The organism is Pseudomonas sp. AK-TSAG1-1, assembly GCF_056821665.1.
In genome coordinates, this window is sequence record NZ_CM165965.1 from 4,514,375 (window position 1) to 4,525,114 (window position 10,740).

Annotated in this window: 13 protein-coding genes; 1 reads left to right on the plus strand and 12 read right to left on the minus strand. The window is 59.3% G+C overall.

Annotation, left to right across the window (positions count from 1 at the left end):
• Nucleotides 1-2 precede the first annotated feature (2 nt).
• From mltG to AC1UK9_RS20345, 9 genes are all read right to left on the minus strand, one after another.
• Nucleotides 3-1,199: an endolytic transglycosylase MltG gene (mltG, locus tag AC1UK9_RS20305; RefSeq protein ID WP_482578366.1), complete on the minus strand. Its 1,197-nt coding sequence runs from the start codon at nucleotides 1,197-1,199 to the stop codon at nucleotides 3-5.
• A gap of 3 nt (nucleotides 1,200-1,202) precedes the next feature.
• Nucleotides 1,203-2,018 carry an aminodeoxychorismate lyase gene (gene pabC / locus AC1UK9_RS20310; protein WP_482578367.1) on the minus strand — a complete coding sequence of 272 codons (816 nt, stop codon included), beginning with the start codon at nucleotides 2,016-2,018 and terminating at the stop codon, nucleotides 1,203-1,205.
• Nucleotides 2,018-3,262, minus strand: coding sequence for a beta-ketoacyl-ACP synthase II (gene fabF, locus AC1UK9_RS20315; protein WP_025113015.1), 1,245 nt, complete (start codon nucleotides 3,260-3,262; stop codon nucleotides 2,018-2,020). The genes pabC and fabF overlap by 1 nt, the downstream gene beginning before the upstream one ends.
• Before the next feature lie 108 nt (nucleotides 3,263-3,370).
• On the minus strand, nucleotides 3,371-3,607 hold the full coding sequence (acpP, locus tag AC1UK9_RS20320; protein WP_003175607.1) for an acyl carrier protein: 237 nt from the start codon (nucleotides 3,605-3,607) through the stop codon (nucleotides 3,371-3,373).
• Between the two features lie 196 nt (nucleotides 3,608-3,803).
• The gene (fabG, locus tag AC1UK9_RS20325; protein ID WP_025113014.1) at nucleotides 3,804-4,544 is read right to left on the minus strand and encodes a 3-oxoacyl-ACP reductase FabG; all 741 of its coding nucleotides are present in this window, start codon (nucleotides 4,542-4,544) and stop codon (nucleotides 3,804-3,806) included.
• Between the two features lie 16 nt (nucleotides 4,545-4,560).
• Nucleotides 4,561-5,499: an ACP S-malonyltransferase gene (gene fabD, locus AC1UK9_RS20330; RefSeq protein ID WP_025113013.1), complete on the minus strand. Its 939-nt coding sequence runs from the start codon at nucleotides 5,497-5,499 to the stop codon at nucleotides 4,561-4,563.
• A gap of 123 nt (nucleotides 5,500-5,622) precedes the next feature.
• Entirely contained in the window at nucleotides 5,623-6,633 is a 1,011-nt protein-coding gene (plsX, locus tag AC1UK9_RS20335) for a phosphate acyltransferase PlsX (RefSeq protein ID WP_482578368.1), read from the minus strand.
• Nucleotides 6,634-6,637: 4 nt separating this feature from the next.
• Entirely contained in the window at nucleotides 6,638-6,820 is a 183-nt protein-coding gene (gene rpmF / locus AC1UK9_RS20340; RefSeq protein WP_003179396.1) for a 50S ribosomal protein L32, read from the minus strand.
• 13 nt (nucleotides 6,821-6,833) lie between these two features.
• Nucleotides 6,834-7,361, minus strand: coding sequence for a YceD family protein (locus tag AC1UK9_RS20345; RefSeq protein ID WP_003204262.1), 528 nt, complete (start codon nucleotides 7,359-7,361; stop codon nucleotides 6,834-6,836).
• A 105-nt stretch (nucleotides 7,362-7,466) separates the two neighbouring features.
• Here AC1UK9_RS20345 and AC1UK9_RS20350 point away from each other — a divergent pair, with 105 nt between their 5' ends.
• Nucleotides 7,467-8,045, plus strand: a complete 579-nt coding sequence (locus tag AC1UK9_RS20350) for a Maf family protein (protein WP_482578369.1) — start codon at nucleotides 7,467-7,469, stop codon at nucleotides 8,043-8,045.
• A gap of 50 nt (nucleotides 8,046-8,095) precedes the next feature.
• Here the strand turns inward: AC1UK9_RS20350 and sppA are convergent, their stop codons facing one another.
• Genes sppA through rluC form a run of 3 tightly spaced genes read right to left on the minus strand, consistent with a single transcriptional unit; the run spans nucleotide 8,096 to nucleotide 10,721 of the window.
• Nucleotides 8,096-9,085 (minus strand): signal peptide peptidase SppA, encoded by a 990-nt coding sequence (sppA, locus tag AC1UK9_RS20355; protein WP_482578370.1) that lies wholly within the window; start codon nucleotides 9,083-9,085, stop codon nucleotides 8,096-8,098.
• Nucleotides 9,086-9,106: 21 nt separating this feature from the next.
• Entirely contained in the window at nucleotides 9,107-9,772 is a 666-nt protein-coding gene (locus AC1UK9_RS20360; RefSeq protein WP_482578371.1) for an HAD-IA family hydrolase, read from the minus strand.
• Complete coding sequence (gene rluC / locus AC1UK9_RS20365) at nucleotides 9,759-10,721, minus strand: 23S rRNA pseudouridine(955/2504/2580) synthase RluC (protein WP_025113008.1); 963 nt, start codon at nucleotides 10,719-10,721, stop codon at nucleotides 9,759-9,761. Before rluC ends, AC1UK9_RS20360 begins: the two co-directional genes overlap by 14 nt.
• Between the last annotated feature and the right edge of the window lie 19 nt (nucleotides 10,722-10,740).

Below are 10,740 nucleotides of genomic sequence, written 5' to 3' on the forward strand. Positions count from 1 at the left end.
AGTCATTGCGCGTTTTGCGGTGCTGCCGCGCCGGGCTCGGCAGCAGGCGCCGGGGCTGGCGCAGGTTCCTGAGGCGGAACCTGCGGCAGCGATTCCGGCGCGGTATCGGGGGACGCCGCGGGGATCGCTTCTTCGGTGGCCGTGGCCGGAGCGGCCGGCGCATTCGCCGGGGCCGGGCTGGAGCGGTAATCGGCACGGCGCTTGAGCTGGAACTCACGCACCGCACTGTTGTGCGCATCCAGGTCATCGGAGAACACATGGCTACCGTCGCCACGGGCGACGAAATACAGGCTGTTGCCTTCCACCGGATTGAGCGCGGCATGAATCGCCTCACGGCCGACCATGGCGATCGGCGTCGGCGGTAATCCGGGAATCACATACGTGTTGTACGGCGTTGGCTCCTTGAGATGAGCGCGGGTCAACTTGCCGGTGTAGCGCTCGCCCAGGCCGTAGATCACGGTCGGGTCAGTCTGCAGCTGCATGCCCAGCGCCATACGGCGAACGAACACGCCGGCAATCTGCCCGCGCTCCTGTGGCACGCCGGTTTCCTTCTCCACCAGCGAAGCCATGATCAGCGCCTGATAAGGCTCGCTGTACGGCGCGTCGGCCGAGCGGTTTTCCCACTCCTTGGCCAACACTTCGTCCAGGCGATCAAAGGCTTTCTTCAGCAATTCGACGTCGGAGACTCCGCGCACGAAGCGGTAGGTGTCAGGAAAGAAACGACCTTCCGGGAACAGTCCGCGATGGCCAATTTTCTCCATCACTTCGCTGTCGCTCAGGCCCTTGAGGGTCTGTTCGATTTTTTCATCTTTTGCCAGTGCCGCCCGGACCTGGTGGAAATTCCAGCCCTCGACCAGCGTCAGGTTGTACTGCACCACTTCGCCACGCTTCCACAGGTCGATCAGACCGTTGACGGTCATGCCCGGCTGCATGCGGTATTCGCCGCTATGGATCGGCGTACCGGTCAGATTGAAACGCCAATAGATGCGCAACCAGAAGGCGTCCTTGATGACGCCATCGGTTTCGAGTCCAAGAAAGGTACGGGTAGGCGTCGAGCCTTTTGGCACATCCAGCAGTTCTTCCTGCGTGATGTTCAGGGGCTGTTCCAGCGCCGAATGAATTTTCCAGGCGCTGGCGCCCAACAGCAGCCCTGCCAGAACCAGTCCGGTTTCCAGCAGCAGCAAGAGTTTACGTCTCACGAATCAGGCATCCAGTAGCGCGCGGGCAATGGCTTGCAGTTTACGGGTGAGCGGGCCAACCGGCCAGCTCAGTGCAGCGTAGGCACGTACCGGCCAGACGCCATATACGCTGTTGCAAATGAAGACTTCATCAGCCCATTGCAGTTGTTCGAGGTTGATGTCGGTGATTTGGGTGGGGATAGCCAATGATTCGGCCTGAAACAAGATTTCTGCACGCATCACACCGGCCACGCCGCAGCGCTTCAGATCCGGGGTGATCAATACGCCGTCGCGCACCAGAAACAGGTTGCTGAAGACGCCCTCAACGACCCGTCCGGCCTGATCGAGCATCAAGCCCTCGGCATGTTCGCTGTCGAGCCATTCGGCACGGGCGAGCACTTGCTCCAGGCGGTTCAGATGTTTGAGCCCAGCCAGCAATGGCTGGTTCGACAGCCGAGTGACACAGGGAAACAAGCGTACACCTTGCTCACCATGAACGGCAGGATAAGCAGCAGGAGGATTGCCTTGCAGAATACGTCGGCCCGGCGCCGCAGGATCAGGCGCGTAGCCACGCAAGCCGTCGCCCCGGGTGAGAATGAGCTTGAGCACCCCCTCGCCCATCGCTGCCGCATAGCTCAGCAGCTCCTGGCGCACCCGCTCGATATCAGTCGCGATGGCCAGACGCGCGCAGCCATCGGCCAAACGCGCCAGGTGTCGGTCCAGCAGCACAGGCTGGCCGCCTTGCACGGCGATGGTCTCGAACAGACCATCGCCGTAAGCCAGGCCGCGATCTTTCAGCGACAGAGCGTCAGCCGGCTGACCGTCGACCCAGCTGTCCATCAGCCGGCGAACCGACGGAACGCCAACGTGCCGTTGGTGCCGCCAAAACCGAAGGAGTTGGACAATACGACGTCGATGTCCATGTTGCGCGCAGTGTGCGGCACGAAATCGAGATCGCAGCCTTCATCCGGTTCGTCGAGGTTGATGGTTGGCGGTGCCACCTGGCTGTTGATCGCCAGCACACTGAAGATCGCCTCGACCGCACCCGCCGCACCCAGCAGGTGACCGGTCATGGACTTGGTCGAGCTGACCGCCAGCTTGTAGGCGTGATCGCCGAACACGCTCTTGAGCGCGTTGGCTTCGGCGAGGTCGCCGGCCGGCGTCGAGGTGCCGTGGGCGTTGATGTATTGCACCTGGTCGATGTTGATTTTCGCATCGCGCAGGGCATTGGTGATGCAGCGGGCTGCACCGGCGCCATCAGCAGGTGGCGAGGTCATGTGGAACGCATCGCCACTGGTGCCGAAGCCGATCAGCTCGGCATAGATGGTCGCACCGCGAGCCTTGGCGTGCTCGAGTTCTTCGAGTACCAGCGCACCGGCACCGTCGGACAGCACGAAGCCGTCACGGCCCTTGTCCCATGGACGGCTGGCGCGGGTCGGCTCGTCGTTGCGGGTCGACAGTGCACGGGACGCGCCGAAGCCACCCATGCCCAGGCCGCACGCGGCCATTTCGGCGCCGCCGGCAATCATCACGTCGGCTTCGTCGTACATGATGTTGCGCGCCGCCATGCCAATGCAGTGCGTACCGGTCGTACAGGCTGTGGCAATGGCGTAGTTAGGCCCCTGTGCACCCAGGTGGATGGACAGAAAACCGGAAATCATATTGATGATCGAGCCTGGCACGAAGAATGGCGAGATTCGACGCGGGCCCGTCTCATGCAGAGTACGGCTGGTTTCTTCGATGTTGGTCAGGCCGCCGATCCCCGAACCCATGGCCACGCCAATGCGCTCACGGTTGGCGTCGGTGACTTCCAGACCTGCGTTGCGAACAGCCTGAAAACCCGCGGCCAGACCGTACTGAATGAACAGGTCGAGCTTGCGTGCTTCCTTGACCGACAGGTATTCCTCGACATTGAAGCCCTTTACCGAGCCGCCAAAACGGGTGGAATAGGCAGAAAGGTCGGTGTGTTCGATCAGACCAATGCCACTGCGGCCAGCCAGAATGCCCTGCCAACTGCTCGGCACATCCGTGCCCAGTGGCGACAACATACCCATACCGGTGACTACGACGCGTCTACGCGACACAGCACTCTCCTTTTTCAAATGACGACTTTGCATCAGGCCTAAAGAAAAAACCGCACGCCATGATGGCAGTGCGGTTTTTCCATGACAGCAAACAACGATTACAAACTATTACGCCTGGTGGCTAGTAACGTAGTCGATTGCAGCTTGTACAGTAGTGATCTTCTCAGCTTCTTCGTCAGGGATTTCGGTCTCGAATTCCTCTTCCAGAGCCATCACCAGCTCAACGGTGTCAAGGGAGTCGGCACCCAGGTCTTCTACGAAGGAAGCGGTGTTTACCACTTCTTCTTCTTTAACACCCAGTTGCTCGGCAACGATTTTCTTGACGCGCTCTTCGATGGTGCTCATACCTTGTTTTCACTCCTAATGGACAAATTCAGGCAGCTGGCCAGTGGGTAAGTGTATAGAAAGACTTTTCAGCTTTTCAACTGAAAGCTTCACTCCTCAAACCCTGCGGCCCTCTGCCTATAAATAGATTGCAGCTTTATAACGGATTTTAGACAGCTCGTATGACATTTTTTTGAAGCAATCCGTCACATTTTACTTACATGTACATCCCACCGTTCACCGGGATTGTAGCCCCAGTGACGTATGCCGCACCGTCGGATGCAAGAAAAGCGACCACGGATGCGATCTCTTGAGCTTGTCCCAGACGACCCAGCGGAATCTGCGTCTGCAAGGCTTCACGCTGTGCTTCAGGCAGCTCGCGGGTCATATCGGTGTCGATAAACCCTGGGGTTACCGAGTTGACCGTAATCGAACGCGAACCGACTTCACGCGCCATCGCACGGCTGAAACCTTCCAGACCGGCCTTGGCGGCTGCATAGTTTACTTGGCCTGCGTTGCCCATGGCACCCACCACCGAGCCAATACTGATAATTCGGCCCCAGCGCGCCTTGGTCATACCGCGCAAAACGCCCTTGGACAGGCGATACAGACTGTTCAGATTGGTATCGATCACGTCGTACCATTCATCGTCTTTCATGCGCATCATCAGGTTATCGCGGGTGATACCGGCATTATTGACCAGAATCGCCGGCGCACCGAACTGCTCCTGAATGCTCGCAATCACTTTGCTGACCGACTCGTCGCTGGTGACGTTCAGTTCCAGACCAGTGCCCTGAATACCGTGTTCTTTCAGAGTGGCGGCAATCGCTTCGGCGCCCTTGGCGGAGGTCGCGGTGCCAACAACGATGGCGCCCTGACGACCCAGTTCCAGGGCGATGGCCTGGCCGATACCGCGGCTTGCACCGGTAACCAGTGCAACTTTACCTTGCAGACTCATGCAAGCTTCTCCTGATTCAGGCTTGCGCTGCACGGGCGGCAGCGAAAGCGTCTGGGGTATTGAGGTTGGAAGTCGAAACGCCTTCGGCGCAACGTTTGTTCAGACCCGCCAGCACCTTGCCCGGGCCGCACTCGACCAGATTGGTCGCGCCTTTGGCGGCCAGGGTCTGGACCGACTCAACCCAGCGAACTGGCTTGTACAGTTGTTCGAGCAGATCACGCTTGAGGGTTTCCAGATCGGCCGGCACTTGCGCGCTGACGTTCTGTACCACCGGGATCTGCGGCGCCTGCCAGTCGATGGCGGCAATGGATTCGGCAAAACGCTCGGCGGCCGGACGCATCAGTTCGCAGTGCGACGGCACGCTCACCGGCAGCGGCATGGCACGCTTGGCACCACGGGCCTTGCAACCTTCGATGGCGCGCTCAACAGCAGCCTTGGCACCAGCGATGACCACCTGGCCTGGCGAGTTGAAATTTACCGCGCTGACCACCTCGCCCTGCGCCGCTTCTGCACAGGCAGCCAGTACGTCAGCGTCTTCCAGACCGAGGATGGCAGCCATACCGCCCTGCCCGGCCGGAACGGCTTCCTGCATCAGCTGACCACGGCGCTCAACGAGCTTTACCGCATCCGCCAGTGTCAGGCTGCCAGCAGCGACGAGTGCGCTGTATTCACCCAGGCTGTGACCGGCAACGAATGCCGGACGCGCACCGCCTTCAGCCAGCCACAGACGCCACAGGGCGATCGAGGCGGTCAGAATGGCCGGTTGGGTTTTGTCGGTTTGATTGAGCAGCTCTTCCGGACCCTGCTGGGTCAGCGCCCACAGGTCATAGCCCAGAGCAGCGGAGGCTTCTTTGAATGTTTCGAGGATCAGCGGATATTCCGCGCCCAGCTCGGCCAGCATGCCGAGGGACTGCGAACCCTGTCCTGGAAAGACGAATGCGAGGGAAGCAGACATGTAACAAGCCCCTAATGATCTTGTCGTCGAAAAATGACACCCCACCGGGGGACGCCAGAAACTGACAGTTGGATGGCCCTTTGAACCGGGCGGTCACATTTAAGCATTGTCCGACGAAAACGCCTAAGACAACAAATCCTCCAGACGACCATGAAGACGCTCGGGCAGATTCTCCTGAATCTCGATCAGCGCACGCTGAATCGCACTCTGAAAGCCCTGAACCCCGGCCGAACCGTGACTTTTCACCACAATGCCCTGCAAACCGAGGAAGCTTGCGCCGTTATGTCGTGCCGGTGCCAGATCGGCCTGCAAACGCTTCATTAACGGCAGCGCCAAGGCACCGACAGCACGGCTCGCCATGTTCTTTTTGAACAAGGCCTCGATGCGCGCTGCAATCATCGTCGCCAGGCCTTCGCTGGACTTGAGCAGGATATTGCCGACAAACCCGTCACAGACCACCACGTCAGCCTCGCCGCGATACAGGCCATCACCCTCGACGAAACCGATGTAGTTGATGCCTCGGGCCGCCTGCAACAAGGTCGCCGCCAGCTTAACCTGCTGATTGCCCTTGATGTCTTCGGTGCCGATGTTGAGCAGCGCCACCCGTGGCCGGGCAATACCCAGCGTCTGCGCCGCCACCGAGCCCATTACCGCGAACTGCAACAGATGCTCGGCACTGCAGTCGACGTTGGCGCCCAGGTCGAGCAACTGGCAATAACCTGTCTGTGTCGGAATCGCGGCAACCATTGCCGGACGGTCGATGCCCGGCAACGTCTTCAAGACAAATCGCGACAGCGCCATCAACGCTCCGGTATTGCCGGCGCTGACACAGGCCTGAGCCTTGCCGTCACGCACCAATTCAAGGGCGACACGCATCGACGAATCCGGCTTGCCACGCAAGGCCTGGGTCGGCTTTTCATCCATGGTGATGACTTCAGACGCCGGGACAATCGTCAGGCGCGAGCGATCCGCAGCCGATTGGCCATTGATCAATTCTTCAAGAAGGGAGGGTTGACCGACGAGGGTCAGGTGCAGCGAGGGTGTAGCAGAAAGGCAAGCAAGGCTGGCCTGAACAATGCTGCGGGGACCGAAGTCCCCGCCCATTGCGTCAATCGCGATGACTTGAGCGGACAAGTGATTACTCGTCAGCGCCCTTGTCGATCACTTTACGGCCACGGTATACGCCTTCTGGCGATACGTGGTGACGCAGGTGAACTTCACCGGTGGTTTTTTCTACAGACAGGGTGCTAGCCTCGAGAGCGTCGTGCGAACGGCGCATGTCACGGGCAGAGCGGGATTTTTTGTTCTGCTGAACAGCCATAATTGATTAACTCCTAAACGTTTGGGTCACGCTTTAACTGCGCCAATACACTGAACGGGTTGGACCGCGTTACCTCGTCCTCGCTCGGTTCGGGTTCATCTGCTCCCGCCGGCTGCTGGCATTCTTCCGGATGATGAGCAGGCACAATGGGCAAGGCGAGCAGAAGCTCCTCCTCGATCAGTGACTGCAGATCCAATGGATCTTCGCCCAGTTCCAGCACGTCATAACCTTTCGGTAACGACTGGGTATTCGCACCCTCCTTCACCACAGCGTAACTGCATTCGCTATGGATCGGCAGGGTGACCAGCTCAAGACAACGCTGGCAAACCATTTTGACCTCGGTGTCGATAAAGCTGTGGATCACCACAGATTTACGTTCATCTCGTTCAAAAACGAATTTGGCCTGCACCGTACCGACATCGTCGGAAAGCGGGTCGCAGAGTCTCTTCAAATCGGCCAGCAGCAGTTCACCTTGAAGGGTGGTGCCACGATCAGCCAATTTGCGCGGGTCAACGTGAGGTGGAATCGGGTCATTCAACATAGGCGCAGCATTATAGGGATGCCCCCACCCATGTCAAAGGAAATTGTGCCCTGTCCGTCACTTGCGTGCCTCCGCTAGAATTCGCGCCTGCCTCAGGAGACGCCAATGTTGCCTTTATTACTCGCTTCAAGCTCGACTTATCGTCGGGAATTGCTCGCCCGCCTGCACCTGCCGTTCGTCTGCAACTCGCCGGATATCGATGAAAGCCACCAGCCGGGCGAATCAGCCATCGAACTGGTCAAGCGCCTCGCCGAACAGAAAGCCCGGGCACTGGCTGCCAGCCACCCCGCTCATCTGATTATCGGCTCGGACCAGGTAGCCGTGCTGGGCGAACGCATCATTGGCAAGCCGCACACCTTCGACAAGGCCCGAGAGCAACTGCTGGCCGCCAGCGGCGCCAGCGTGACCTTCCTCACCGGCCTGGCCCTGCTCAACAGCCAGACCGGCCACTGTCAGGTCGACTGTGTGCCGTTCACCGTGCACATGCGCCAACTCGACGAAGCACGCATCGAGCGCTACCTGCGCCTGGAGCAGCCCTACGACTGTGCCGGCAGCTTCAAGGCCGAAGGACTAGGCGTGAGCCTCTTCAAATCCACCGAAGGCCCGGACGCCACCAGCCTGATCGGCCTGCCACTCATCCGTCTGATCGACATGCTGCTGGCAGAGGGCGTACAAATCCCCTGAAGCACAAAAAAACCGGCCATCAAGGCCGGTTTTTTTTACACACTGATTGCTCAGCGCAACGAAGGCCCGTGGAAACCCATCCACATCGCCAACTGCTCGGCGACACTGGCGCCGAGCCTTTTCGAGAAGCGATCGAACGGCGACTCCTGAACAGTGAAATCCACGAGTTCTTTCTCGCCAATCACATCACGCGCCACCGAACTGGCATTGCCCAGACCGTCGATCAGCCCCAGCGGCAGCGCCTGCTCGCCAGACCAGACCAGCCCGGAGAACAATTCCGGATGCTCTTTGTCTTTCAGACGATCACCACGCCCCTGCTTGACGCTGTTGATGAACTGCTTGTGCGTGGTGTCCAGCACGGTCTGCCAGAACGCGGTTTCGTCAGGCTTCTGTGGCTGGAACGGATCCAGAAACGACTTGTGTTCACCCGAGGTATAGGTGCGACGCTCGACACCCAGCTTGTCCATGGTGCCAACAAAACCGTAACCCGCCGCCGTCACACCAATGGAACCGACCAGACTCGCCTTGTCGGCATAGATCTGATCCGCTGCACTGGCGATGTAATAGGCACCGGACGCGCCGAGATCGGAAATCACCGCGTACACCTTGGTATCCGGATGCAGACCACGCAGGCGCTTGATCTCGTCATACACGTAACCCGACTGCACCGGACTGCCGCCCGGGCTGTTGATCCGCAGGATCACGCCCTTGACCTTCTTGTCCTCGAAGGCCGCACGCAGACTGCCGACAATATTGTCGGCACTGGCCGGTTCCTTGTCGGCAATCATGCCGGTGACATCGATCAGCGCGGTGTAGTTCGGACCACGGGTGGCGCTCTTTTCCATATCCATCAGTGGAGTGAACAGGATCAGCGCAACAAACAGATAAACAAACGTCAGCAGCTTGAAGAAAATCCCCCACCGCCGCGAGCGACGCTGCTCCTGCACACTGGCCAGCAGGGTCGTTTCCAACAGCTTCCAGCTCTTTGCGTCACCGTCGTCGGCACTTGCCTTGGCCGGTGCTTTCCATTCGTCGGTCATCCAGTCCACCCCAGAAAAAACTTATTTGGCCTGCTGCCCCAGCCAGACGTGCAACTCACTAAAATGGTCGATCGACAGGCGCGGCTCGAACTGCTGCAGCGATTCGATCGATTGCGCGCCATAACTGACCGCCACCGAATCCATCCCCGCGTTACGCGCCATCAGCAGATCGAAGGAAGAGTCCCCGACCATCAGCGCCTGCTCCGCACGCACACCGCAATGGGCCAATATCTGCTCCAGCATCAGCGGATGCGGCTTGCTCGCTGTTTCATCGGCAGCGCGAGTGATGTCGAAATAATCTTCCCAGCCATTGGCCTTGAGCACCCGATCCAACCCGCGACGATTCTTGCCAGTCGCGACTGCCAGGTGATAACCCTGCTCGCGAAAAGACGCCATCGACTCGACTACGCCTTCGAACAACGGCGAAGGCACGGCTTCCGCGGCGATGTAGTGATCCGCGTAATACTCGCGAAACAAGGTCATTTCGGCATCGCTGATGTCCGGATACAAGGTGCGGATCGCCTCTGGCAAGCCCAGACCGATGATGCCTTTTACGGCAAAATCATCACGCAACTCGAAACCTGAACGCCCGGATGCCGAGTGCATTGCCTCGACAATCCGATGAATGGAATCGGCCAGCGTGCCGTCCCAATCAAAAATCAGCAGCTTGTAATCAGATGGGCGCACTCAATCGCTCCACAGTCTTGGCCCACATTTCATCGACCGGTGCCTGCAACTTGAGTTCACCGCCATCGGGCAGCGGCACGGTCAGCATGTAGGCATGCAGGAACAGACGCTTGCCGCCCAGATCACGGATTTCCTTGCTGAAACTGTCATCGCCGTACTTGGTGTCGCCAGCGATGCAGTGCCCGGCGTGCAACGTGTGGACGCGGATCTGGTGCGTGCGACCCGTGATCGGCTTGGCTTCGATCAGAGTGGCAAAATCACCAAAGCGACGCAGGACCTTGAACACGGTCACAGACTCCTTGCCCTCCTCCTCGTCGACCTCGACCATGCGCTCGCCGGAGCGCAGATTGCTCTTGCCGAGCGCCGCACGGACTTGCTTTATCGAGGTCGCCCAGTTGCCGCGAACCAGTGCCATGTAGCGCTTATCGACACCGTCACCGCGCAATGCGGCATGCAAGTGACGCAACATGCTGCGCTTCTTGGCGATCATCAGCAGGCCCGAGGTATCACGATCGAGACGGTGAACCAGCTCGAGCTCCTTGGCATCGGGGCGCAACTGACGAAAGGCTTCGATGACGCCGTAATTCAAGCCGCTGCCACCGTGAACCGCAATGCCGGCGGGCTTGTTGATCACGATCAGGGCTTTGTCTTCATAGACAATCGAGGCTTCCAGGCGCTGCAACAGGCCTTGGGCCAAAGGCACCGGCTCGTCACGCTCAGGCACGCGAACCGGCGGTACACGCACGATATCGCCGGCCTGCAGCTTGTATTCAGGCTTGATCCGCCCCTTGTTCACGCGCACTTCGCCTTTACGCAAAATGCGGTAAATCAAGGTCTTGGGCACGCCTTTGAGCCGGGCAAGGAGGAAATTGTCGATTCGTTGGCCGGCATACTCCGGCGAGACTTCAAGCAGTTGAACGCCTGGAGTCGAAGGGGCAGTAGTTGTCATGCCGCGGATGATAACAATT

Coding starts and splice junctions, on each gene's coding strand:
- pabC (WP_482578367.1), bottom strand. CDS start 2,018: ATGGACAGCTGGGTCGACGGTCAGCCGGCTGACGCTCTGTCGCTGAAA.
- fabG (WP_025113014.1), bottom strand. CDS start 4,544: ATGAGTCTGCAAGGTAAAGTTGCACTGGTTACCGGTGCAAGCCGCGGT.
- acpP (WP_003175607.1), bottom strand. CDS start 3,607: ATGAGCACCATCGAAGAGCGCGTCAAGAAAATCGTTGCCGAGCAACTG.
- AC1UK9_RS20345 (WP_003204262.1), bottom strand. CDS start 7,361: ATGTTGAATGACCCGATTCCACCTCACGTTGACCCGCGCAAATTGGCT.
- rluC (WP_025113008.1), bottom strand. CDS start 10,721: ATGACAACTACTGCCCCTTCGACTCCAGGCGTTCAACTGCTTGAAGTC.
- rpmF (WP_003179396.1), bottom strand. CDS start 6,820: ATGGCTGTTCAGCAGAACAAAAAATCCCGCTCTGCCCGTGACATGCGC.
- AC1UK9_RS20350 (WP_482578369.1), top strand. CDS start 7,467: ATGTTGCCTTTATTACTCGCTTCAAGCTCGACTTATCGTCGGGAATTG.
- sppA (WP_482578370.1), bottom strand. CDS start 9,085: ATGACCGACGAATGGAAAGCACCGGCCAAGGCAAGTGCCGACGACGGT.
- fabD (WP_025113013.1), bottom strand. CDS start 5,499: ATGTCTGCTTCCCTCGCATTCGTCTTTCCAGGACAGGGTTCGCAGTCC.